The following is a 24,541-nucleotide window of genomic DNA, read 5'->3' as shown; positions in this document are numbered from 1 at the left end:
CTCGCCGGTGCGCGCGCATGCCCCGGCGGTGCAAGATCTCGGTTCGTGGAGCGGACGCTCCGAATGCGGCTCAGCGGAACATCCGCTCCGCGAACCAGGATCTTGCTAGCCGGTGACCCTCTCCACCGCCCGGAGCGCGACCGTGGCGCCGAGCTCCCACGCCGCCTCGCGCTCGGCGGGCCCGATCCCGCCGGTGGACGTGACGACCTCCGCCGCCTGCTCCCACCCCAGCGCACCCGTGATCCTCAGGATGTCGCGGACCGCGCCGGCGGTGTCGGAGCCGCCGTGCACGTAGAGCCCGAAGGGCCGGCCGGCGGTCTGGTCGAGGCAGGGGTAGTAGACCTGGTCGAAGAAGTGCTTGAGCGCCCCGGACATCGTGCCGATGTTCGCCGGCGTCCCGAGCACGATGCCGTCGCAGTCCAGGGCGTCGGCGGCGCCGGCGGTGAGGGCCGGGCGGCTGATCACCTCGACGTCGGCCTCGATCTCCTTGGTGCCCGCGCCGTCGAGCACCGCGCCGAGCAGCTCGTGCAGCGTCGGCGACGGCGTGTGGTGCACCACCAGCAGCCGGGTCACGGGGCCGGCGTCTCCTCCAGGGCGGCCGCGACGAGCCGGTGCAGCAGCTCGCCGGTGCGCGCCGCGGCGGCGTGCACGGCGTCGATGACCGCGAGGTGGTCGATGGCGTCCTCGGTGGTGCCCGCGGCCGGGTTGCTGACCAGCGCCACCCCCGCGACGCGCGCCCCGGCGGCCCGCGCGGCGATCGTCTCGAGCACGGTGGACATGCCCACCAGGTCGGCGCCGAGCGTGCGCAGCATGCGGATCTCGGCGGGCGTCTCGAAGTGCGGGCCCCGCAGCCCGGCGTAGACGCCCTCGGGCAGGTCGGGGTCGATCCGGCGGGCGAGCGCGCGCAGCCCCGGGTCGTAGGCGTCGGTGAGGTCGACGAACGCGGGTCCGACCAGCGGTGACGTCGCGGTCAGGTTCAGGTGGTCGGCGACCAGCACCGCCTGGCCCACCGCGTACGACGGGTCGATGCCGCCGGCGGCGTTGGTCAGCACGACGGTGCGGGCGCCCGCGGCGCACGCGGTGCGCACCGGGTGCACGACCTGGGCGGGCCCGTGCCCCTCGTAGAGGTGCGTGCGCCCGAGCATCACGAGCACGCGGTGCCCGCCGACGTCCACCGAGCGCGCCACCCCGGCGTGGTCGGGGGCGCCGGGCGGGGCGAACCCGGGCAGGTCGGTGAACGGGATCTCGGCGACGGGCTCCCCGAACGCGTCCGCCGCAGGGCGCCAGCCCGAGCCCAGGACGACGGCGACGTCGTGGGTGAGCGCGCCGGTGCGCTTCGCCAGCTCGGCGGCCGCCTCCTCGGGCGACGGGGGGAGCGGCTCGGGCGGTTCGGTGATCGTCACCGCGGGGCCGCCTCGGGCGGCGGGACGGCGAAGCTGTCGGCGACGGCGCGGAACTGCTCGGGCGCGCCCACCGGGTCGGCGCTCGGCGCGGTCAGCCGGACCACCCAGAGGTCGCTGCCCGACGGCACCAGCCGCGCCCACGTCGTGCGGTCGTCCGGCCCCGAGGTCGTGCGGTAGACGACCTGCTGCGGCGGCTCCGCGCCCGGAGCGGCCGGGCCGACGTTCTCGACCGGCCCGACCGTGCTGCCGTCGACGCCCAGGCCGGCCGGGCGGGCGAGCAGCGCGAGGTAGTCGGCGGCCCGCTGCGACGGGTAGAAGCCGGCGACGCGGTCGACCCGCAGCTCGCGGTTCGCGTCCGGCGACACGAAGCGCACCGTGATGTCCCCGCCGGCCTGCTCGAGCCGGAACTGCTGCCAGCCGGCGGGCACGAGCGCGCTGAACCCGAGCCCGGTGCCGCTGTAGCGCTCGTCGGTGTCGGCGTGGGCGATGAGGACCGCGCCCGCCACCTCCGGTCCCGACGGCGTCAGCATCGTCGTCGTGGCGCCCTGGCCGGCCAGCGAGCGGGTCAGCGCGTAGGCGCCGACGGCCCCGATCGCGGCCATCAGCACCAGGAGCGCCACCACCGCGGCCACCGTCCACGGCGACCGGCGCGGCGCCGGCGGCTTCGGGGTCGGCGTGAAGGGCAGGGGACCGGGGTCCGACGCCAGCTGCCCCGGGCCCGGGGTGTTCATGCCCTGCGTCTGGGGCCGCGGGGGCGCGGGACGCCACCCGGGCGCCGGCGCGCCGCCCGGCGGGGTCCAGCGCGCGGCGGGGGCCGGCCCGGTGCGCGGCGGCAGGGGAGGGCGCCGCACGGTGCGCGTGACGTCCTCGGACGTCGACACCCGCGGCCCGACCATCGTCGTCTCGGCGTCCGACGGCGGCGGGGGGACGCGCGCGGCGGGGGCCGGCGTCTTCGGAGCGGTCGGCCCGTGCCCGTTGCCGTTGCCGTTGCCGTTCGACCCGGTGTCGGGCTTCTCCTCGGTGTCCGGCTTCTCGCCCGCCGGCTCGTCGGGCTCGTCGGCCGCGTCCGCGGCCCGGTCGGGCTTCTCGTCGGCGGTCTCGTCGGCGGTCTCGTCGTCCTTCTCGACGGCCTCGGACGACGCGGCGGCGGGCTCGTCGGCCGCCTCGGCGACCGGCTCGCCCGCGGGCTCCTCGGCGGCCTCGTCCTCGGCCTCGTCGCCGGTCTTCTCGTCCGCCTCGGCGGCCGGCTCGGCGTCCGCCGTCGCGGACTCCCCGGTCGCGGGCTTCTCCTCGGCCTCGTCCCCGGCGGCGGACTCCTCCGCGCCGGCCTCCTCCTCGGCCGCGGCCTCGGGCTCGTCGTCCTCGGCCCCGCCGGCCTTGTCGTCCGCCTCGCCCGCCGGCTCCTCGGCGGCCTCCTGCGCGTCCTCGGCGGCGGGCTCCTCGTCCGCGTCGCCGTCGGACGCGGCGACGGCGGCCGCCGCCGCGACGGCCCCCGCCGCGGCGACCCCGGCGGCCGGGGACGCGTCGTCGTCCTTCTCCGGCGCGGCGACCACCGAGACCTCCGGCGACCCGGCGTCCTCCTCGGCGGGCGCGGCCCCGGCCTCCTCGGTCTCCTTCGCGGGCGCCTCGGCCGCCGGCACCTCGGGACCGGTCCGCGGCGCGGGCGACGGGCGCGGCCTCCCCGGCTGGTCGGCAGCGGGAGCAGCGGGAGCCGCCGCGTCGCCGTCGGCGAGCGTGCCCGTCGGGCCCCGGGAGGACGAGGGCGACGAGGCCGGGGACGGCGCCGGGATCAGCCCGGCCTGGTCGCTCGCCGGACCCGGGCGGGGCACGCGGATCGCCGCGGTGCGCGGCGCCGACGACGTCGAGAGCACCGGCCCCTCGGGGTCGGACAGCAGCGGGCGCAGGCGCCGGCGCACGGCCGCCAGCGGCATGCGCATCGCCGGGTCCTTGACCATGAGCCCGCGGATCACGTCCACGACCGGCCCGCGGCCCGCGGGCACCGGCACGTCGCCGTGCACGACCTCGGTGACCGTGCCCACCGGGTCGCCCGCGTCGTACGGCGGCCGCCCCTCGAGGCAGGCGAAGAGGGTGGCGCCGAGCCCCCAGAGGTCGGCGGCCGGCCCGACGGCGCGCCCCATCGCCACCTCGGGCGCGATGTAGGGCGGCGACCCGAGGACCGTGCCGGTCTGGGTCATCGACTGCTCGGCGGCGTTGCGGGCGATGCCGAAGTCGGTGAGCTTGATCTGCCCGTTCTCGCCGATGAGGACGTTGCCGGGCTTGACGTCACGGTGGGTGATGCCGGCCCGATGTGCCGTGGTGAGCGCCGAGGCCACCGCCGACCCGATCTCCGCGGCCTCGGGCTGGGTCAGCCGGCCCCGCTCGCCGATGTAGCTCGCGAGGGAGCGCGAGGGCAGCAGCTCCATGACGACGTAGGGCTCGGAGGCGACCTCGACGACGTCGTAGAGGGTGACGACGTTCGGGTGGCTGAGCATCGCGGTCGCGCGCGCCTCGCGCAGCGTGCGCTCGCGGACGATGGCGCGCTCGTTCACCGGCACCGAGGACAGCCGCACCTCCTTCACCGCGACCGGGCGGTGCAGGACCTCGTCGTACGCCGACCACACCGTGCCCATGGCGCCGCGGCCGAGCTCGTGCTCGAGGCGGTAGCGACCGACGATCCGGCGTGGGCCGGCGGCGTCGGGGGGTGCGGGGCTCACCCGACCATCATGGCAACGTCGACCGTTGGGCGGGGCGCCCCCGGGGTACCCCGTGTCAGATCAGCTGCGCTGGACGGCCAGCAAGCGCCGGGCAGCGGCCCGGCACGCCGGTGACCTGCGCAGACCGCCCGCTCGTCGGGGCGGTGGGTGACACAGGTCGCCGCCGACAGCGCGATCGCGACCCCTCGGCGCCGAGGCGACTCGATCGCTCACAACCGCCGTCCGGCGCAGGCATGCTGGTCCGGACAGTCGGACCTGCCACGGGCCCGACACGGGAGGTGTGTTCGATGACTCTGGCGGCGCCCCGCCCTGCGTCGGCCCCCGTGGTCGACCTCGGCGCCGGCAACGGACCGGAGTGGATCGACCGGTGGCTCGCTGCGCACGCCGACGACGTCGTCAGCTGGCGTCGGTCGCTGCACGCCCGGCCCGAGCTGGCCCGCCGCGAGTTCGAGACCACCCGGCTCTGCGCCGAGGTCCTCACCGCCGCGGGCCTGCAGCCCCGGCTGCTGCCCGGCACCGGCCTGATCTGCGACATCGGGCAGGAGCCCCGCACGGTGGCCCTGCGTGCCGACCTCGACGCCCTGCCGCTCACCGAGCACACCGACGCCTCCTACACCTCGCGCGTGCCCGGCGTCGCCCACATGTGCGGTCACGACGCGCACACGGCGATGCTCCTCGGCGCCGGCCTCGCGCTGGCGTCCGCGCCCTCGCTGCCCGGCCGGGTGCGGCTGGTCTTCCAGCCCGCCGAGGAGGTGCAGCCCGGCGGCGCGCTCGACGTCATCGCCGCCGACGGGCTCGACGGCGTCGACCGCATCTTCGCGCTGCACTGCGACCCGCGCCTCGAGGTCGGCAAGGTCGGCACGCGCACCGGGGCGATCACCTCGGCGTGCGACATGCTCGAGCTGCGCCTCACCTCGCCCGGCGGCCACACCTCGCGCCCGCACCTCACCGCCGACCTCGTGCACGCGCTCGGCACCGTCATCACCGGGCTGCCCGACCTGCTCTCCCGCCGGGTGGACCCCCGCTCGGGCACCGTGCTCGTCTGGGGCGCCGTGCAGGCCGGTCACGCCGCGAACGCGGTGCCCCAGCAGGGGATGCTCGCGGGCACCCTGCGCACCGCCGAGCACGCGACGTGGAACGAGCTCGAGCCGCTGGTGCGCTCGCTGGTCACCGCGCTGCTCGCGCCCACCGGCGTCGGCTACGTGCTCGAGCACCGTCGCGGCGTCCCGCCGGTGGTGAACGACGCGGTGTCCGCGGACCTGCTGGCCCGCGCCGCGGAGAAGGCGAACGGCCCCGCGGCGGCCGTCGGCACCGAGCAGTCCAGCGGCGGCGAGGACTTCGGCTGGTACCTCGAGCACGTGCCCGGCGCGATGGGCCGGCTCGGCGTGTGGTCGGGCGTCGGGGAGATGTCCGACATCCACCAGCCCACGTTCGACCTCGACGAGCGCGCCCTGCCCGTCGGTGTGCGGACCCTGGTCCACGCGGCACTCGCCTCCCTCGGCGGCTGATCACCCGCATCTGCTTGGCGCGGCCGACGAGCGGTCGGGCACGATGGCGTCCGTGAGCGATGCGACGGTGACCGCCACGGACGTCCCTCCTGCCGAGGGAAGTGTGTCGACCCCTGTGCTGCCCCCTGTCACCCGCCGCATCGCCGACGAGCTCGGCGTCGTGGAGCACCGGGTGTCGGCGGCGGTCGAGCTGCTCGACGGTGGGGCGACCGTCCCGTTCGTCGCGCGCTACCGCAAGGAGGCGACGGGCGGGCTCGACGACGCCCAGCTGCGCACCCTCGAGGAGCGCCTGACCTACCTGCGCGAGCTCGAGGAACGCCGCACCGCCGTGCTCGAGTCGGTGCGCTCGCAGGACAAGCTCGACGCCGAGCTCGAGGCGCGCATCCTCGGAGCGGAGACCAAGAGCCGCCTCGAGGACGTCTACCTGCCCTACAAGCCCAAGCGGCGCACCAAGGCGGCGATCGCGCGCGAGGCGGGGCTCGAGCCGCTGGCCGACGCGCTGCTCACCGACCCGACGCACATCCCGCGCACCGCCGCCGGCTCCTACGTCGACCCGGACAAGGGCGTGCCCGACCGCGACGCCGCCCTCGAAGGGGCCCGCGCGATCCTCGTCGAGCGCTGGGCCGAGGACGCCGACCTCGTCGGCGAGCTGCGCGACCAGATGTGGCGCCGCGGGCGGCTCACCGCGACCTACCGCGACGGGCGCGGCGGCGAGGGCGACAAGGACGCGGCGAAGTTCTCCGACTACGGGGCCTTCGACGAGAAGTTCACCCGCCTGCCCTCCCACCGGATCCTCGCCGTCCTGCGCGGCGAGACCGAGGAGGTGCTCGCGCTCACGCTCGACCCGCTGGCCGCCGACGACGACGAGACCGCGATCAACGACGTCTACCTCGCCCGCATCGCGAGCGCGGTGGGCGTCGCCGACCGGGGCCGTCCCGCCGACCGCTGGCTGGGCGAGGCCGTGCGCTGGGCCTGGCGCACGCGCATCCTGTCGCGCCTGATCGTCGACCTGCGGGTGCGCCTGCGCGAGGTCGCCGAGGAGGGCGCGGTGCTGGTGTTCGCCGGCAACCTGCGCGACCTCCTGCTCGCCGCCCCCGCCGGCGCGCGCCCGACCATGGGGCTGGACCCCGGCCTGCGCACCGGCGTGAAGGTCGCGGTGATCGACGGCACCGGCAAGGTCGTCGCCACCGACACCATCCACCCGCACGTGCCGCGCCGGCAGTGGGAGGCGTCGCGCACGCGGATCGGCGAGCTGGCGCGCGAGCACGGCGTCGAGCTCGTCGCCATCGGCAACGGCACCGCCTCGCGCGAGACCCACGCCCTGGTGCGCGACCTCATCGCCCGCGAGCCGGAGCTCGGGCTCACCGCGGCGGTCGTGTCGGAGGCCGGCGCGTCGGTGTACTCCGCGTCCGAGCAGGCCTCCGCCGAGCTTCCCGACCTCGACGTCTCCCTGCGCGGCGCGGTGTCGATCGCGCGGCGCCTGCAGGACCCGCTCGCCGAGCTCGTCAAGATCGACCCCAAGTCGATCGGGGTCGGCCAGTACCAGCACGACATCGCCGGGACGGCGCTGTCCCGCTCGCTCGACGCCGTCGTCGAGGACTGCGTGAACGCGGTCGGCGTCGACGTCAACACCGCCTCGGCGCCGCTGCTGCGCCGCGTGTCGGGCATCAGCGCGGGGCTGGCGACGACGATCGTCGGCTACCGCGACGAGCACGGCCCGTTCGCGTCCCGCACGGCGCTGCGCGAGGTGCCCCGCCTGGGCGCCAAGGCGTTCGAGCAGAGCGCGGGCTTCCTGCGCGTCCCCGGTGCCGACGACCCGCTCGACCGCTCGGCGGTGCACCCCGAGTCGTACCCGGTGGTGCACCGGATCGTGGAGTCCACCCACACCGACGTCGAGGGCCTCGTCGGCAACACCGCGCTGCTCTCCGGGCTCGACCCCGACGCCTTCACCGACGAGCGCTTCGGGCGCCCGACGGTGCTCGACATCATCGCCGAGCTCGACAAGCCGGGCCGCGACCCGCGCCCCGAGTTCACCACCGCCGAGTTCGCCGAGGGCGTCGAGCAGATCACCGACCTGACGCCGGGCATGGTGCTCGAGGGCCAGGTCACCAACGTCGCCGCGTTCGGCGCATTCGTCGACGTGGGCGTGCACCAGGACGGGCTCGTCCACATCTCGGCGATGTCCAAGGACTACGTCTCCGACCCCCGCGCGGTCGTCGGGCCGGGCGACGTCGTGCGCGTGCGGGTCCTCGACGTCGACGTCGAGCGCAAGCGGATCTCGCTGACGCTGCGCATCGACGAGGAGGAGACCGCCGCCGCCGAGACCCGGCCCGAGGGCGGGCGCGGCGGCGGCCGGGGCGGTCGCGGGCGCGGCGGTCGGGGTCGCGGCGGCCAGGGTGGCCCCCGTCCTCAGGGAGAGGCGCCGGCGGCAGCGCCCGAGACCGCGGCGACGGCCCCGGAGGCCGGCGGCACCGCGACACAGCCCGCCGAGCGCGAGAGTGGTCGTGGCCAGGGTGGCCGCGGCCGCGGCGGGCGGGGTCGCGGCGGCGGTCAGGGCGGTCAGGGCCAGGACGGGCGCCAGCAGGACGGGCGTCAGGGTGACGGTCGCCAGGGCGACGGCCGCCAGGGTGGCCGTGGCGGCCGCCAGGGCGGGCGCCCGCAGGACGGCGGCCGTGGTCAGGGTGAGCGCGGGGGCCAGGGCGGTCAGGGCGGTCAGGGTCGCGGCGGCCAGGGCAACCGCGGGGGCCAGGGCAACCGCGACCGGCGTCCCGCCCCCACCAACGACGCGATGGCCGAGGCCCTGCGTCGCGCCGGGTACAAGAGCTGAGGACCCGACTCCTCCGGCGGCGACCCGTGTCCCGAGGACACGGGTTCGCCGCGGGCTACAGCTCCGAGCCGGGCCCGGGGCCGACGGAGCGGCAGGGGCGCTCGCGCAGCGCCTGCACGTAGTCGTCCGGGGCGCCCGCGGCCTCGGCCGCGTCGGAGAGCACGCCGATGTAGCGCGCCGAGGGCAGGCCGCCCTCGTAGGCGTCGAGCACGTAGACCCACGCCAGCTGCGGGCCGTCCATCGTCTGGATGCGCAGGCGCAGCTTCTTGTGCATCCCCAGCTCGCCGCCCTCCCAGCGGTCGAGCTGGTCGACGTCGAGGGGGCTGACGTCGTAGAGCACCACGAAGACCCGTGACGACGGGTCCTCGACCACGGTGGAGAGGGCGCCCTCGAGACCGAAGTCCTCGCCCCCGAAGGTCAGGCGCCAGCCCTCGAGCCAGCCCGTGCCCGACATGGGCGAGTGGGGCGCCCGTTGCATCATCTGCGCGGGCTCCATGTTGGATCCGTACGCGGCGTAGAGCGGCACGGGCGACAGGGTAGCCAGGAGAGGCGCGCGCGGGCCCGCACCGGTGAGCGGAACACGATCGGTGCGCGCACGTCATCGCGGTCGTGGACCATGCAGGGTGACGCCACAGGAGGGAACCACCACCATGACCCGCATCGTCATCCTCGGCGGAGGACCGGCGGGGTACGAGGCGGCGCTGGTCGCCGCCCAGCACGAGGCCGACGTCACGGTCGTCGAGCAGGACAGCCTCGGCGGCAACTGCGTGGCGTACGACTGCGTCCCGTCGAAGACCTTCATCGCCTCGGCCGGCGTGCGGGCCGGGTTCCGGCGCACCGCGGAGATGGGCGTCGACGTCGACGACCCGCGGGTCGACCTGCCGCGCGTGAACGGCCGTGTTCGTGGGCTCGCCCTCGCCCAGTCGGCGGACGTCCATGCGACGCTGCAGGCCGCCGGGGTGCGGGTGGTGAAGGCGCGCGCGTGGTTCGAGGAGAGCGACCGGACCAGCGCCACCCACGACATCTGCATCGCCTACCCGGACGGCGCCACCGAGACGGTCACCGCCGACGTCGCCCTGATCGCGACCGGCGCCTCCCCGCGCGTGCTGCCCGACGCCCAGCCCGACGGGAAGCGGATCCTCACCTGGCGCCAGATCTACGACCTCGAGACGCTGCCCGAGCACCTGATCGTCGTCGGGTCCGGCGTCACCGGTGCCGAGTTCGTGTCGGCGTACGCCGAGCTGGGCGTCCAGGTCACGCTGATCTCCAGCCGTGACCGCGTGCTGCCCCACGAGGACCCCGACGCCGCGACGACGCTGGAGGAGGTCTTCACCGAGCGCGGCGTGAGGATCGAGCCGCGCTCGCGCGCCGACAAGGTCGTCGCCACCGCCGACGGCGTGCGCGTCACGCTCACCGACGGCCGCGAGGTCGAGGGCTCGCACGCCCTGATGACCGTCGGCTCGGTGCCCAACACCGACGACCTCGGCGCCGCCAACATCGGCCTGACGCTGCGCGACAGCGGGCACATCACCGTCGACCGCGTCTCGCGCACCGACGTGCCCGGCGTCTACGCGGCCGGCGACTGCACCGGGCTGCTCCCGCTGGCTTCGGTGGCCGCGATGCAGGGCCGCATCGCGATGTGGCACGCGCTCGGCGAGGGCGTCGCGCCGCTGCGCCTCAAGACGGTCGCCTCGGCGGTGTTCACACGACCCGAGGTGGCGACGGTCGGCATCAGCCACGCCCAGGTCGAGAGCGGCGAGTTCTCCGCCCGCGAGGTGATCATGCCGCTGGGCACGAACCCGCGCGCGAAGATGTCGGGGCTCCACGAGGGCTTCGTCAAGATCTTCTGTCGGCCGGCGACGGGCGTCGTCATCGGCGGCGTGGTCGTCGCCCCGGTGGCCAGCGAGCTGATCCTGCCGCTGGCCATGGCGGTGCAGAACAACCTCACCGTCGGCGACCTCGCCCACACGTTCTCGATCTACCCGTCGCTGTCCGGGTCGGTCACCGAGGCGGGCCGGCGCCTCATGCAGCACGACGACCTCGACTGACGGCTGGACTAGGCCCCGAGCTGCACCCGATCCCGCAGCGCGCGGCGGCCCCGGATGCCGAGCTTCCCGTAGACGTTGCGCAGGTGGTACTCGACGGTCTTCGCCGACACGAACAGCTCGGCGGCGATCTCGGGGTTGGTCCACCCGCGCCCGACGAGGCCGGCGATCTCGCGCTCGCGGTCCGACAGGGCGTCGGTCCAGCGCGCGTCGTCGTCGAGGGCGACCTCCCCGTCGGCGCGGGCGCGGTCGAGGAACGGCCGGGCGCCGAGGCGGGCGAAGGTGCGGCAGGCCTGGGCGAGCACGGCCTGGCCGACCGCGTGCTCGCCCACGCGCAGCATCAGGCACCCGTAGGCGTGCCGCAGCCGCGCGCGGTACCACGCGGGCTCGCCGCCCTCGGCCGGCATCGCGAGCCCGTCCTCGAACAGGCGGCAGGCCAGCGCGATGTCCCCGCGCGCCGCGGCGAGGCGCCCGCCCACCCACGCGCGCGCCACCGGCAGGCAGCTGCCCCGCGCCGGCACCCGCGCGAGCTGGTCGATCGTGCGCTGCGCCTCGTCCCACCACCCGAGGTCGATCTGGCTGTCGGCGATCGCCGGGAGCCACCAGCCCGACAGCAGGCGCACGCGGTCGGCCTCGATGGCCCCGGGCGTCAGCGGGGTGAGGGCGGCGACGACGTCGGCGGGGCGTCCCGCGGCCTGCGCGATGGCGCCCCGGGCGATGGCCAGGTGGACGCGCGGGCCGAGGAAGTCGGCGGCCTCGGCGCACTCGGTGGCCGCCGCGAGATCTGCCCGCGCCGCCGCCTCCTCGCCGCGCCCGGCGTGCAGGATCGCCGACAGCGACCGCAGGGCGGCGTGGTCGAAGCTGCGGCCGTACTGGTCGGCGCCCGCGACCGCGATCTCGAGGCCCCGGCCGGCCGCGTCCCACTCGCCGAGCAGGTAGTGGCACCACACGAGGTGCAGGTCGGCCGCCATGCCGAGGAAGCGCGTGAACGGTGAGCGGCGGCGGGCGGCGACCGTGAGGTCGGCGACGGCGGGGTCGAGGCGGCCGAGCAGGCCCGAGAGGATGCCGCGCTGGATCAGCGCCGGGAGCTGGGGCGGTGTCGCGTCGACGGGGCGCGCGGGGAGGAACGCCAGCGGCTCCAGGCCCGCGGGCGCGCCGTCGGTGAGCGCCGTGCCGGCGGCGAGGAAGGCGCGCGCGACGTCGCACAGGCGGGGCAGGTCGGGGTGGTCGCGCAGGGCCCGGGTCGCCGCGGCCGTGGCGGCCTCGCCGCTGGCGAGGTGGGAGTGCACGTAGGCGAGCTCGACGTCGATGCGCCCGGCGAGCTCGCCGCCGCCCTCGGCGGCGGCCTCGTCGCGCGCGACGAGCAGCAGGTCCCGCGCCGAGGCCACCTCGTCGCGGGCGAACGCGAGCAGCCCGCGGATCTCGGAGCGGGCCGCCGAGTCGGGCAGGCACTCGATCGCCTCGGCGTGCTGCAGCGCGTCGCCCTCGCGGGCGGCGTAGACGAGCAGGCGGACCGCGTCGATCAGCCGCCGGCCGGCGAGGCGGTCGTCGTCGCTGCACTCGCAGGCCCACTCCAGGTACTCGGCGGCGGGCACCAGCTCGCCGCGCTCGATCGCCTCGGCCGCGGCGGCGTCCAGCCCGTCGGCGAGCTCGCGGTCCGGGCCGTCGGTGGCGCCCACGAGGTGACGCCAGCGCGCGCTCCCGCCGGTGAGGTCGGCGGCGGCGCGGTGCAGCGCGCGCCGACGGTCGGCGGGGGTGCCCGCGTAGACGGCGTCGCGCAGCACGGGGGAGGGGAACGCGAGGTGCTCGCCGGTCTCGTCGGCCTGCCGCACCGCGAGCCCTGCGTCGACGAGCGCCTCGCCGCAGCCCGGCGCGTCGGGGCCCGCCAGCGCGGTGAGCGCGGGCGTCGAGGCGGGCTCGGCGAGCACCGCCATCGCCTCGAGCACCCGGCGGGGCGCATCGGGGAGGGCGTCGAGCCGGGCCCGCAGCGCCGCGGTCAGGGTGCCGGGCGGGCGGGGGCGGCCCAGCCGGTAGCGGTCCGGCAGGTCCGACTCCGCGAGCACCGCGCGGACGTGCAGCGGGTTGCCCGCGGTCTCCTCGTGGAGGCGCCGCACCGACCACGCCGTGCCGGTGCGCCCGGCCGCGCGGGTGAGGTCGTCGACGTCGGCGACGGTGAGCCCGGTCAGGTGCAGGCGGACGGCGTCGTCACCCCAGCCGCCGCCGGCGCCGGCGAGGTCGAGCCAGCCGTCGGGGCGGTCGCGGCCGGTCAGCACGGCGAGCACGCGCAGCGGGGTCAGCCGGCGCAGCAGCAGCCGCAGCACCCCGAGCGACTCGGGGTCGGCGCGGTCGAGATCGTCGACGACGAACAGGACGGGCCCCCGGCGGTCGAGGTCCTCCAGCGCGGCGAGCAGCGCGGTGCCGAGCAGCAGCGGCACGTCGCCGTCGCCCGGTGTCCAGCCCGCCGCCGCGAGGCAGCGCGCGAGCACGGCGCCCGGCGGGGCGGTGCCGCCGGCCGGGGCGCGGGTGCGCACGAGCGTGAAGTCGCCGTGGCCGGCGGCGAACCGGTCGACGAGGTCGGACTTGCCGACCCCGGGGGCGCCGTCGAGCAGCACGACGGTCGCGGTGCCGCCGCGCACCCGTTCGGCCAGCGCGCCGAGCCGCGCGAGCTCGTCGCTGCGCCCGACCGTCCCCGTGCCCCCCACGGGATCGATCGTCGCCCGTTCGGCCCGCCAGGACTAGGGGATCTGCCTGGGGCAGGCGCCTCCGCGCGTCCGGAAGCTGGATCTCGTCGCCCGGACGGTCCCCGGCGTCCGTGGGCGCCGGCGCGGCGCGCCCCCCAGCGCCTGCGTGCGGCCGTCCGGGCGACCCCCGTCGCGCGGACCCGGGAGCGAGCCCCATGATCACCATCGTCGATCCGGTCTCGACCGGCCGTGAGCTCTCCGCGTCGTTCGTCGAGCGGGGCGTCCTCCCGCTGCACCTCTACCAGCGCCGCTGCGCGCCGGCCTTCGCCGCCGGCACCCACCCGCACACGCTGCTCGTCGACGACCCCCGCGAGGCGCTCGGTGACCTCGCGGCGCGCGGGGTCACCGCGGTCGTCGCGGGCAGCCGCGGCGCCGTCGACGCGGCCGACACGCTGTCCCACGCGCTCGGCCTGCCGCACCACGACGCCGCGACGGCCCCCGCCCGCGGCGACGACGCGGCCCGGGACGACGCCCTGGGCGCCGCCGGCCTCCCGGTCGCGCGGGGCCCGGTCGGCGGCCCGCGCTTCGTCGTCAACACCGTCAGCGCCGGCGGGCGCCACGCGCTCTGCGACCTGCAGGCCGTGCGCATCGACCGCGTCGCGGGCGGCCCGGTCGAGCGGCACACGGTGCTGATCCGCCGCGCCACGGCGGTGCACCTGGCCGTCGTCGCGCACGTCAGCCACTGCCTGGACGCGCTGGGCGTGCGCGAGGGGCCCGCGCACTGCACCGTCGCGATGACCGGGGACGGGCCCCGCCTGGTGGGGTTCGCGCCGACGCTCACCCCGGCCTCGCAGGACCCGTCGCTGCACCGCCCGGCGCTGGGCTACAGCCACGCCGACCTGACCGCCGAGCGGTTCGCCGACCCGGCGGCGTTCGCGCTGCGGTTCACCGACCCCTACCGGCCCGACGCCTCGGTCGCGACCGTCCCGCTCCACGTCCCGGCCGCCGGCGTCGTCACCGGCCGGCCCGGGCTCGCGGCGCTGCGGGCGCTGCCGGGCTTCCACCGCGCGGAGGGCCTGCTCGAGGTCGGCGACCCCGCGCGTGAGAACGGCCCCGCCGGGACGGCGTATCTCCGCCATCCCGACGAGGCCGTCCTGCGGCGCTCGCTGAAGCGGCTGCACCGCCTCGAGGACCGAGGCCAGATCTACGACGTCCTCGCTCCCCGCCGGAGCGCGGCGCCGCAGCCGACACGTGAAACGACGAAGGAGTGTGACGGGTCGTGACCGGCTTGCCGCGACACTAAGCCCAGTCGAACGTGCGGGTGACCGCCTTCTTCCACTCGGCGTAGGTCTCGTCGCGGAGCTTCTCGTCCATGCTCGCGGTCCAGACCTTGTCCTGGGCCCAGTTGTCGCGGATGTCCTGCTCGGAGTCCCAGAAGCCGACGGCCAGGCCGGCGGCGTAGGCGGCGCCGAGCGCGGTGGTCTCCGCGACCACGGGGCGGACGACGTCCACGCCGAGCAGGTCGGCCTGGAACTGCATGAGGACCTCGTTGCCGACCATGCCGCCGTCGACCTTGAGCGCGGTCAGCGGCACGCCGGAGTCGGCGTTCATGGCGTCGATGACCTCGCGGGTCTGGAAGGCCGTGGCCTCCAGCACCGCGCGGGCGATGTGGCCCTTGTTGACGTAGCGCGTGAGGCCGACGATCACGCCGCGGGCGTCGGCGCGCCAGTACGGCGCGAACAGGCCCGAGAACGCCGGCACGATGTAGGCGCCGCCGTTGTCGTCGACCGACTTCGCGAGCGTCTCGATCTCGGGCGCCGACGAGATGATGCCGAGGTTGTCGCGCAGCCACTGCACCAGCGAGCCGGTGACCGCGATCGATCCCTCGAGCGCGTACACCTGCGGCGCGTCGCCGATCTTGTAGCAGACGGTGGTGAGCAGGCCGTTCTTCGACTCGACCTTCTCCGTGCCGGTGTTGAGCAGCACGAAGTTGCCGGTGCCGTAGGTGTTCTTGGCCTCGCCGGGGCTCAGGCAGGCCTGCCCGAACGTCGCCGCCTGCTGGTCGCCGAGGATGCCGGCCACGGGGACGTCGGCGAACGTGCCGCGGGCGCGGATGGGGCCGTAGTTCTCCGACGACGACCGGATCTCCGGCAGCATCGCCATCGGGACCCCGATCTCCTCGCAGAGCTGGGGGTCCCACTCGAGCGTGTCGATGTTCATCAGCAGGGTGCGCGAGGCGTTGGTCGGGTCGGTGACGTGCAGCCCGCCCTCGTTGCCGCCGGTGGCGTTCCAGAGCACCCAGGTGTCCATCGTCCCGAACGCGAGCTCGCCGCGCTCGGCCCGCTCGCGGGCGCCCTCGACGTTGTCGAGGATCCAGCGGGCCTTCGGGCCGGCGAAGTACGTGGCCAGCGGGAGGCCGGTCTTCGCGCGGTAGCGCTCGGCGCCGCCGCCGAGCGCGCCGAGCTCGTCGCAGATCGCCTGGGTGCGGGTGTCCTGCCAGACGATCGCGTTGTGGATCGGCTCGCCGGTCGCCTTGTCCCAGATGACCGTGGTCTCGCGCTGGTTGGTGATGCCGACCGCGGCGACCTGGTCCGCGTTGATGTCGGCCCGGGCCAGGGCGCCGCCACACACCTGGCGCGTGTTGCCCCAGATCTCGGCGGCGTCGTGCTCGACCCACCCGGCCCGCGGGAAGATCTGCTGGTGCTCGAGCTGGTCGACCGCGACGACCCGGCCCGAGTGGTCGAAGATCATGCACCGGGTCGAGGTCGTGCCCTGGTCGATCGCGGCGACGTACTGCGTCATGCCTGAACTCCTGGCGATGTCGTGAGGATCGATGTCTGCGTGGGGTGCCGTCCCCCGGGTCGGCGTCCGTGCCGAGGAGCGGGGTCAGCCCGTCTTGACGGGCGCGACCAGCGCGACGAGCGCCGCGAGCGTGGCCCCGACCAGCGGGGCGACGACGGGCACCCAGGAGTAGCCCCAGTCGGGCCGGCCCTTGCCGCGGATCGGCAGCACCGCGTACGCGATGCGCGGCCCGAGGTCACGGGCGGGGTTGATGGCGTAGCCGGTGGACCCACCGAGCGCCTGGCCGATGCCCATGACGACCGCGGCCGCGGCACCGTAGATGGCCGGGCTGCTGCCGTAGGGGTTGACCAGCAGGAACAGCACCAGGGCGAACGTCGCGATCATCTCGGTGACGAAGTTCCACGCCGGCTTCTTGATCGGCGGGTTCGTCGAGAAGATGTTGAGCGTGCCCGAGTTGTCCTCGTTGTGGTCGAACTGCAGCTTGTAGACGAGCCACGCGAGGACCGCGCCGACGAAGGCGCCCAGGAACTGGCCGATCAGATAGAACGGCACCTGGCCCCACGGCGTACCGCCGTTGATGGCGCTCGCCAGCGTCACGGCGGGGTTGATGGCGCCGCCGGAGGCGTCGGCGATGCTCGCGCCGGCGAACACCCCGAAACCCCACCCGAACGTGATGAGCACCCAGGACGCCGTGTCCCCGTCGGCATTGGTGCGGGTCAGCAGCACGTTGGCCACGACTCCACAGCCGAAGAGGAGCAGCACCATGGTGCCGAGGAACTCCGAGAGAATGATGCTTCCAGCGCCCACGAGGACTCCTGTCGACGGCGACCCGGCCTCTGCGACACGCTCGTCCGGTGCTCCCCCCGCGGGTCCTGGGCGCGCGTTGATCGTGAACGCTAGTGGCGATGCTCACCGTGTGTCCATGACTCACGTGGATCTCGGGGGTGACGAGGGTGATGGGCGGGCACCCGAGCACCAGGACGGAGCAAACAGCTGCCCCGCGTGCTCGGTGCCGGGGTCGGCGTTACCGCGTTAGCGTGACTGACAGCGCCCTCGGGACGCCGGTCGCGGCAGGCCCGGCACGCTGTGGAGACGGACACGAACGAGAGAGGGGCCGGACGTGGGCGCTGGACGAGACGCAGGGGGAGCGCACGACGGGGGGACCGCGGAGGCGCTCGATGCGGCGGCCGAGCCGGCCCGCCTGGGACCGGCGTCGCGGGAACGCGCGTGGGAGCGGCTGACGTCCGAGAAGTTCGACGTGGTCGTGGTCGGCGGCGGCGTGGTCGGCACGGGGGCGGCGCTCGACGCGGCCACCCGGGGCCTCAAGGTCGCCCTCGTGGAGGCGCGCGACCTCGGGTCGGGGACCTCCAGCCGGTCGTCGAAGCTGTTCCACGGCGGGCTGCGCTACCTCGAGCAGCTCGACTTCGGGCTGGTGCGCGAGGCGCTGCGCGAGCGCGAGCTCAACCTGACGCGCCTGGCACCGCACCTGATCAAGCCGGTCAGCTTCCTCTACCCGCTGACCAAGCACTGGGAGCGTCCGTACGTCACCGCCGGCGTGACGCTCTACGACACGATGGGCGGCAAGAGCTCGCTGCCCCACCAGAAGCAGCTCACCCGCTCCGGGGCGCTGCGCATGGCGCCGGCGCTCAAGCGCAGCGCGCTGGTCGGGGCCATCCGGTACTACGACGCCCAGGCCGACGACGCCCGCCACACCATGACGGTCGGGCGCACCGCGGCCCAGTACGGCGCCGTCGTGCGCACCTCGACCCAGGTCGTCGACTTCCTCCACGAGGTCGACCGGGTCGCCGGCGTGCGCGTCCGCGACGTCGAGAGCGGGCGCGAGGCCGAGGTCCGCGCGTCGGTGGTGGTCAACTGCACCGGCGTCTGGACCGACCAGATGCAGCACGCCGCCGGCACCCGCGGGCGCTTCCGGGTCAAGGCGTCGAAGGGCGTCCACTTCCTCGTGGCGCGCGACAAGATCCCGTCGGACACGGGCATGATCCTGCGCACCGAGAAGTCGGTGCTGTTCGTCATCCCGTGGCGCAACCACTGGATCGTCGGCACCACCGACACCGACTGGAACCTCGACCTGGCCCACCCCGCGGCCACCCGCAAGGACCTCGACTACCTGCTCGAGCACGTCAACTCGGTGCTGGTGACGCCGCTGAGCCACGACGACATCGAGGGCGTGTACGCGGGCCTGCGCCCGCTGCTCGCCGGCGAGAGCGAGGAGACCTCGAAGCTCTCCCGCGAGCACGCCGTCTCGCGGGTCATGCCCGGGCTCGTCGCCATCGCCGGCGGCAAGTACACGACGTACCGGGTGATGGCCGCCGACGCGATCGACGCGGCGTCCGAGGACATCCCGACCCGCGTGGCCCCGTCGGTGACCGACCGGGTGCCGCTCATCGGGGCCGACGGCTACTTCGCGCTGGTCAACCAGTCCGAGCAGCTCGGCCAGCGCCACGGGCTGCACCCGCACCGCGTGCGCCACCTGCTCGACCGCTACGGCTCGCTGCTGCACGGCCTGCTCGCCATGGCCGACGACGACCCGTCGCTGCTCGAGCCGGTGCCCGCCTCGCCGGACTACCTGCGCGTGGAGATCGCCTACGCGGTGGCCTACGAGGGCGCGCTGCACCTCGACGACGTCCTCACCCGGCGCACCCGCATCTCGATCGAGTACGCCCACCGCGGCGTCGACTCCGCCGAGGCCGTGGGCGCGCAGATGGCACCGCTGCTGGGGTGGACCGACGAGCAGCGTGACCTCGAGGTCCGCTCCTACGTCGAGCGGGTGCAGGCCGAGCGCGACTCGCAGTCGGTCGACACCGACATCGAGGCCGACAAGCTGCGCGTCGCCGCGCCCGACCCGCGCGCCCCCCGGCTCGCGGCGCTCGGCACCGGCTGAGGCGGCGTCCCGGGAGGAGCGAGGGACTCCCCGGCTGCGTGGGACGCAGCGAGGGACGCCCTCGCTCCCGGACGGGCGGGCAGAGACGCCGGACGCGCGGCACTGGTCGCGACCGGTGCCGGGCACTGGACTGGTCGCCATGACGACCCTGGTCCCCGCGCTCGCGCTGCTCGCGGGCCTGCTCTCGGCCCTGCTCGCGGGGTTCTACCTCGCGTTCTCGCTGTCGATCATGCCGGCGTTGGCGCGGCTGCCCGACCCGGTGCTCGTGTCGGTGATGCAGACCGTGAACCGGGTGATCGTGCGCCCCGGGTTCGTGGTGCTGTTCCTCGGCGCCCCGCTGGTCGCCGCCGCGGCGGTGGTGCTCGCGCTGGTCGCGGGTGCGCCGGTGGCGGCGGTGATCCTCGGGGCGCTGCTGCAGGTCGCGTCCCTGGTGATCACGGCGGCGGTGAACATCCCGCTGAACACCGGGCTCGACCGCGCGGACCCGCACGACGCCGCCGACGTCGTCCGGGCCCGCGAGGCCTTCGAGCGCCCGTGGGTGCGCGCACACGGCGTGCGCACCGCGGTCACCACCCTCGGGGCCGCGGCCCTGCTGGCGGCGCCGCTGCTGTGACCGTCAGCCGCCGGCGACCGGGGTGGACGGGGTGGTGTCGTTGCTCGTCCCGAGCTCCTCCGGCGCTGCCGGGCCCGCGGCGGGCTTGCGCCGCACCATGAACGACACCCCGACCGCGATGAGGCCGATGACCCCGGCCGCCATGAACGCGAGCCGCAGCCCGGCGGCGTCGGGCGTGCCGGAGGCGCTCGCCGAGCCGATGGCCGCGATGGTGACGAAGCCCGCCGTACCGGCCGCGCCCGCGACCTGCTGCAGCGTCGTGAGGATGGCGCTGCCGTGCGAGTAGAGGTTCTCGGGCAGCACCGCGAGGCCCTCGGTGAGCAGCGGCGTCATCATCAGGCCGAGCGACACCATGAGCAGGATGTGGGCCCCGATGACCATCCACAGGGCCGCACCCGCGCCGAACAGGGCGAGCAGCCACATCGACGTCGCGAGCCCGATGGCACCCGGGATCACGAGCGGGCGGGCACCCACGCGGTCGAACAGCCGGCCCACCGGGCGGCCCATGAACCCGAGCACCAGGCCGCCGGGCAGCACCGCGAGGCCCGTGGTGGCCGCGCTGACGCCCAGGACGTTCTGCAGGTAGATCGGCAGCAGGATCGCCCCGGCGCCGAGCAGCGACATGAACAGCAGCGCCGAGAGCACGATCGCGACCACGAACGGCTTGTGGCTGAACGGCCGCAGGTCGAGCAGCGCGGACTCGGTGCGCTGGAGCTGCATCTGGCGCAGGACGAACGTGGCCAGCGCGACGGCGCCGACCACGAGGGCGGCCCACGGCGGGACCACCGCGCTGCCGCCGTGGCCCAGCGTCGAGAGGCCGTAGACGATGCCGCCGAAGGCCAGGAACGACAGGGCCACCGACAGCAGGTCGAGCGGCGTGCGGTGGGTCTCGCTGGTGAGCCGGAAGAGCACGAACCCGACGGCGAGCGCGGCCACCGACAGCGGCAGCACGCTCCAGAACATCCAGCGCCAGTCGAGCGTGGAGAGGATCAGCCCGCCGATCGTCGGGCCGATGGCCGGGGCCACCGCGATGACGATCGAGATCGTGCCCATGGTGGCGCCGCGCCGGTCGGCCGGGATGAGCCGCATGACCGAGGTCATGAGCAGCGGGATCATCACCGCGGTGCCCGACGCCTGCACGATGCGGCCCACGAACAGCACGGCGAACCCCGGGGCGAGCGCGCAGATCAGCGTGCCGAGGCTGAACAGCGTCATGGCCGCCAGGAACACCTGGCGCGGCGTGAAGCGGTTGAGGATGTAGCCCGTGGTCGGGATGACCACGCCCATCGTCAGCAGGAACCCGCTGGTCAGCCACTGCACCGTCGTCGCCGACACCCCGAGGTCACCGGTGAGGTGCGGCAGGGCCACGCTGAGGATGGTCTCGTTGAGGATCATCACGAACGCCGAGACGACCAACGTCATGATGATCACCATCGGGCGCGTGGGCGCCTCCTGGCCGGTTCCGGACGGGCCGGTCATCGTTCCCCCTCGTGGCGGCGGCCGTGGCGGTCACGGGCCGGTCTCCAGAGCATCACACGCCCCCCTGACAGGCGAACGGGTTTCGCCCGGGGGTGGCCGGGCGCGCGACAGCGAGCGACCGGCCGACGGGGGAGGCAACGTCGGGTCGGGGACCCGTGTTCCCGGCTGTGGCGGATTGCGCCGGGCGCGAACCGCTCAACGCTCGTGGCGGTGGGAGATGTAGGCCACCCCGGCGATCACGAACGGCACGAGGATGAAGATCCAGGGGAAGCGGCCGCCGCTGGCCGCGAAGATCAGCGCCGCGACCGCCGGCGTCAGCAGGGAGATCAGCCCGGCGTGCCGGGCGATCGTCGCGCCGGTGGGCGCCACGAGGTCCGGCAGCTCCGGCGCCGCGGGCGCGGCGGCGACGGGGCGGGGCCGTGCCGGGCCCGGCGTGGGGTAGTCGGGGTGCGGCTCGGGGAGGTCGTGGAACAGCGCCTCGAGCTCGTCGCGCGACGTCGCCCGCGACGCGGTGGAGCAGCGGCTGGCGTGCTCGTCGCGCTCCAGCCGCCCGGCGCGCCGGTGCGCATCGAGCGCCTCCATCGCGAGCTCCCGCTCGTGCGCCCCGACCTCGGCCATGCCCGAGATTATGCCCGCGCCGGCGGCTCGGGCACGTAGCGCGACGAAGGAGCGCTACGGGCCGCACGCCTCGGCGCGACTAGTTGGCGTCGGGGATCTCGCAGATCACGGCGCCCTGGTTGACGCTGGCGCCCGCCTCGAGGGTGAGCCCGGTGACGACGCCGTCCTTGTGGGCGGTGACCGGGTTCTCCATCTTCATGGCCTCGACGACCACGACGAGGTCGCCCGCCGACACGGTGTCGCCCTCGGAGACCGCGACCTTCACCACGGTGCCCTGCATCGGCGCGGTGACCGCGTCGCCGGAGACCTTGGCCCCGCCGCCGGAGCGGCTGCGCTTCTTCTTGGGCGTGGCGGCGCGGGCGCCGCCCCCGCCGCCGATCGCGAGGTCGCCGGGCAGCGAGACCTCGAGGCGCTTGCCGCCGACCTCGACGACGACGGTCTGCCGCGGGGCGGCCTCCTCGTCGTCCTCGGACGGGGCGGCCTCGTACGGCGGGATCTGGTTGTCGAACTCGGTCTCGATCCAGCGCGTGTGCACGAGGAACGACTCGGCACCGTCGGGGGCGACGAACGCCGGGTCCCGCAGCACGGCCTGGTGGAACGGGATGACGGTCGGCAGGCCCTCGACGACCAGCTCCTCCAGCGCCCGCCGCGAGCGCGCGATGGCCTGCTCGCGGTCCTCGCCGGTGACGATCAGCTTGCCGACCATCGAGTCGAACTGCCCGCCGATGACCGAGCCGGTCTCGACGCCGGCGTCGACACGCACGCCGGGGCCGTCGGGGGCGACGAACCGCGTCACGGTGCCCGGGGCGGGCAGGAAGCCGCGGCCCGCGTCCTCGCCGTTGATGCGGTACTCGATCGCGTGCCCGCGCGGCTCGGGGTCGGCGTCGAAGCGCAGGTGCTGGCCCGCGGCGATGCGGAACTGCTCGAGCACGAGGTCGATCCCGCTGGTCTCCTCGGAGACGGGGTGCTCGACCTGCAGGCGGGTGTTGACCTCGAGGAACGAGATCGTCCCGTCCTCGCCGACCAGGAACTCGACGGTGCCCGCACCGGAGTAGCCGGCCTCGACGCAGATGTCGCGGGCGGAGGTGTGGATGCGCTTGCGCTGCTCGTCGGTGAGGAACGGTGCGGGCGCCTCCTCGACCAGCTTCTGGTGGCGGCGCTGCAGCGAGCAGTCGCGGGTGCCGACGACGATGCAGTTGCCGTGCTGGTCGGCCAGCACCTGGGCCTCGACGTGGCGGGGCCGGTCGAGGTAGCGCTCGACGAAGGACTCGCCGCGCCCGAACGCCGACACCGCCTCGCGCACGGCGGCGTCGAACATCTCGGCGATCTCGTCGCGCTCGCGGGCGACGCGCATGCCGCGCCCGCCGCCGCCGAATGCGGCCTTGATCGCGACCGGCAGCCCGTGCTCGTCGGCGAAGGCGATGACCTCGTCGGCGTCGGCGACGGGGTCCTTGGTGCCGGGCACCAGCGGCGCCCCGGAGCGCTCGGCGATCTTGCGGGCGGTGACCTTGTCGCCGAGGTCGCGGATCGCCTGCGGGCTCGGCCCGACCCAGATCAGCCCGGCGTCGATGACGGCCTGGGCGAAGTCGGCGTTCTCGGAGAGGAACCCGTAGCCGGGGTGCACGGCGTTGGCGCCGGAGTCCCGCGCGGCCTTGAGGAGCTTCTCGATGTCGAGGTAGGAGTCCGCGGCGGTCTCGCCACCGAGCGCGAAGGCCTGGTCGGCGAGGCGCACGTGCGGGGCGTCGCGGTCGGGGTCGGCGTAGACCGCGACGCTCGCGAGGCCGGCGTCGGCGCAGGCGCGCACCACGCGCACCGCGATCTCGCCGCGGTTCGCCACGAGGACGGTGTGCAGCGGGTCGAACCCCGTCGGGGCGGACGCGGCCATCGGTTGACCTCCTGGGGGCGACGCTGAACCGGGGGCGGTCGGGGCAGTGTAGGGGCGGCCGGACGGGCGCCCGGCCGGGTCACTCTCTCGTACTCGACGCGGGCGTGCGGCGGGCGTGAGCGTGGCCATGACCACACAACGAGACGGAGGGTCCCACGCATCGTGACGGCTCGCCCGCCTGCGGCTCACACGAGGCACGCGGCTACCGTCGGCAACCGATGCAGCCTTGGTGGTGGCGGTCGGTGGCCGCGTGCGCGTCCGTGCTGGCCCTCTCCGGCCTCGTCGCGGTGGTCGCCGGCGCGGTCGGTGCGGACCGCGCCACCGCCGTGCGCCTGGCCGGGGACGACGTGGCCGTGACGCAGCCCGCCTCGCCGCCGACGCCCGTGACGGCCGGCCCGCCGAGGGACGCGGCACCCCCCGACGACGCGCCGCCGCCCGAGGAGGCGCCGGACCCCGGTCCGCGTGCCCCCGACGCCGTCACCGCCACGTCCGTCGCGGTGCTGCCCGGCTGGCGGGTCGTGCCGGCCCAGGACGTCGTCGAGATCCCGGCGGGACGCTTCGGGGGCGCCACGATCCTGCGGCGCGGGGAGAACGCGGTCGTCCTGGTCGGCGTCGCCGACCCGGCCCGCGTGCCGGCCCGGGCCGGCCGGGTCGACCCGCGGCAGAACGCGGCCCTCGACGCGGAGGCGCGGCGCCTCGCCGACGCCTACGCCGAGCAGCTCGCCCCCGGCGCCCCGACCGTCGACCTGACGAACAACGACGACGCGATCGCCGACCTGCCCACCCGCACCTCGGTGCGCCGCGTCGACGCGGGCCCGCTGGACGGGGCGCTCGTGCGCGTCAGCACCATCGGCGCGCCCGGGCGCACGCTCGCGGTGCTCGCCGTCGCCCGCCCGTCCCCGACCGTGGGTGCCGACGGCGACGCCGCCGACGCGGTGGTGCGCTCGCTGCGCCTGGACCCCGCATGAGCGCCGCGATCACGATCCGGGTGACGAAAGCCCGCGCATCCGCGGGGTTTCGTCACCGGACCCGCGATCACCGCCCGGGCTCGGCGTGTCGCGACG

Annotated in this window: 17 protein-coding genes; 7 read left to right on the top strand and 10 right to left on the bottom strand. The window is 75.5% G+C overall.

Annotated features, from left to right (window positions below; translation table 11 throughout):
- Positions 1 to 105: 105 nt before the first annotated feature.
- The 3 genes from WCD58_RS22060 to WCD58_RS33710 are packed head-to-tail and all read right to left on the bottom strand — an operon-like array spanning position 106 to position 4,117.
- Entirely contained in the window at positions 106 to 573 is a 468-nt protein-coding gene (locus tag WCD58_RS22060) for a flavodoxin family protein (RefSeq protein ID WP_337705228.1), read from the bottom strand.
- The gene (locus WCD58_RS22055; protein ID WP_337705227.1) at positions 570 to 1,403 is read right to left on the bottom strand and encodes a purine-nucleoside phosphorylase; all 834 of its coding nucleotides are present in this window, start codon (positions 1,401 to 1,403) and stop codon (positions 570 to 572) included. The genes WCD58_RS22060 and WCD58_RS22055 overlap by 4 nt, the downstream gene beginning before the upstream one ends.
- On the bottom strand, positions 1,400 to 4,117 hold the full coding sequence (locus tag WCD58_RS33710; protein ID WP_373696262.1) for a serine/threonine-protein kinase: 2,718 nt from the start codon (positions 4,115 to 4,117) through the stop codon (positions 1,400 to 1,402). The genes WCD58_RS22055 and WCD58_RS33710 overlap by 4 nt, the downstream gene beginning before the upstream one ends.
- A 287-nt stretch (positions 4,118 to 4,404) precedes the next feature.
- Here WCD58_RS33710 and WCD58_RS22045 point away from each other — a divergent pair, with 287 nt between their 5' ends.
- Positions 4,405 to 5,625, top strand: a complete 1,221-nt coding sequence (locus WCD58_RS22045) for an amidohydrolase (protein ID WP_337705226.1) — start codon at positions 4,405 to 4,407, stop codon at positions 5,623 to 5,625.
- 103 nt (positions 5,626 to 5,728) lie between these two features.
- Complete coding sequence (locus tag WCD58_RS22040) at positions 5,729 to 8,452, top strand: Tex family protein (RefSeq protein ID WP_373696265.1); 2,724 nt, start codon at positions 5,729 to 5,731, stop codon at positions 8,450 to 8,452.
- A gap of 55 nt (positions 8,453 to 8,507) precedes the next feature.
- On the opposite strand, the gene WCD58_RS22035 is transcribed toward WCD58_RS22040, so the two are convergent.
- Positions 8,508 to 8,978 (bottom strand): gamma-glutamylcyclotransferase family protein, encoded by a 471-nt coding sequence (locus tag WCD58_RS22035; protein ID WP_337705225.1) that lies wholly within the window; start codon positions 8,976 to 8,978, stop codon positions 8,508 to 8,510.
- Between the two features lie 124 nt (positions 8,979 to 9,102).
- On the opposite strand from WCD58_RS22035, the gene WCD58_RS22030 reads away from it, so the two are divergent.
- Positions 9,103 to 10,500 (top strand): NAD(P)H-quinone dehydrogenase, encoded by a 1,398-nt coding sequence (locus WCD58_RS22030; RefSeq protein ID WP_337705224.1) that lies wholly within the window; start codon positions 9,103 to 9,105, stop codon positions 10,498 to 10,500.
- 8 nt (positions 10,501 to 10,508) lie between these two features.
- Here the strand turns inward: WCD58_RS22030 and WCD58_RS22025 are convergent, their stop codons facing one another.
- The gene (locus WCD58_RS22025) at positions 10,509 to 13,199 is read right to left on the bottom strand and encodes a helix-turn-helix transcriptional regulator (RefSeq protein ID WP_337705223.1); all 2,691 of its coding nucleotides are present in this window, start codon (positions 13,197 to 13,199) and stop codon (positions 10,509 to 10,511) included.
- 194 nt (positions 13,200 to 13,393) lie between these two features.
- On the opposite strand from WCD58_RS22025, the gene WCD58_RS22020 reads away from it, so the two are divergent.
- Positions 13,394 to 14,461: a hypothetical protein gene (locus WCD58_RS22020; RefSeq protein ID WP_337705222.1), complete on the top strand. Its 1,068-nt coding sequence runs from the start codon at positions 13,394 to 13,396 to the stop codon at positions 14,459 to 14,461.
- 16 nt (positions 14,462 to 14,477) lie between these two features.
- Here the strand turns inward: WCD58_RS22020 and glpK are convergent, their stop codons facing one another.
- Positions 14,478 to 15,980, bottom strand: a complete 1,503-nt coding sequence (gene glpK / locus WCD58_RS22015; RefSeq protein WP_337705221.1) for a glycerol kinase GlpK — start codon at positions 15,978 to 15,980, stop codon at positions 14,478 to 14,480.
- A gap of 84 nt (positions 15,981 to 16,064) precedes the next feature.
- Positions 16,065 to 16,787 (bottom strand): MIP/aquaporin family protein, encoded by a 723-nt coding sequence (locus WCD58_RS22010; RefSeq protein ID WP_337705220.1) that lies wholly within the window; start codon positions 16,785 to 16,787, stop codon positions 16,065 to 16,067.
- A gap of 394 nt (positions 16,788 to 17,181) precedes the next feature.
- On the opposite strand from WCD58_RS22010, the gene WCD58_RS22005 reads away from it, so the two are divergent.
- Both WCD58_RS22005 and WCD58_RS22000 read left to right on the top strand, forming a co-directional pair.
- Positions 17,182 to 18,882, top strand: coding sequence for a glycerol-3-phosphate dehydrogenase/oxidase (locus WCD58_RS22005; protein ID WP_337705486.1), 1,701 nt, complete (start codon positions 17,182 to 17,184; stop codon positions 18,880 to 18,882).
- Positions 18,883 to 19,021: 139 nt separating this feature from the next.
- Complete coding sequence (locus WCD58_RS22000) at positions 19,022 to 19,495, top strand: anthrone oxygenase family protein (protein WP_337705219.1); 474 nt, start codon at positions 19,022 to 19,024, stop codon at positions 19,493 to 19,495.
- Positions 19,496 to 19,498: 3 nt separating this feature from the next.
- Here the strand turns inward: WCD58_RS22000 and WCD58_RS21995 are convergent, their stop codons facing one another.
- From WCD58_RS21995 to WCD58_RS21985, 3 genes are all read right to left on the bottom strand, one after another.
- Entirely contained in the window at positions 19,499 to 20,974 is a 1,476-nt protein-coding gene (locus WCD58_RS21995; protein WP_337705218.1) for an MDR family MFS transporter, read from the bottom strand.
- Positions 20,975 to 21,169: 195 nt separating this feature from the next.
- A complete protein-coding gene (locus WCD58_RS21990; protein WP_337705217.1) occupies positions 21,170 to 21,592 on the bottom strand; it encodes a DUF1707 SHOCT-like domain-containing protein in 423 nt (140 codons plus the stop codon).
- Positions 21,593 to 21,671: 79 nt separating this feature from the next.
- Entirely contained in the window at positions 21,672 to 23,477 is a 1,806-nt protein-coding gene (locus tag WCD58_RS21985) for an acetyl/propionyl/methylcrotonyl-CoA carboxylase subunit alpha (RefSeq protein WP_337705216.1), read from the bottom strand.
- Positions 23,478 to 23,695: 218 nt separating this feature from the next.
- Between WCD58_RS21985 and WCD58_RS21980 the strand changes: the two genes are divergently transcribed.
- Positions 23,696 to 24,445, top strand: coding sequence for a hypothetical protein (locus WCD58_RS21980; RefSeq protein ID WP_337705215.1), 750 nt, complete (start codon positions 23,696 to 23,698; stop codon positions 24,443 to 24,445).
- The last annotated feature ends 96 nt before the right edge of the window (positions 24,446 to 24,541 follow it).

It is taken from the genome of Actinomycetospora flava, assembly GCF_037400335.1.
GTDB lineage: Bacteria > Actinomycetota > Actinomycetes > Mycobacteriales > Pseudonocardiaceae > Actinomycetospora > Actinomycetospora flava.
This window is presented reverse-complemented; position numbering and strand designations above follow the sequence as displayed.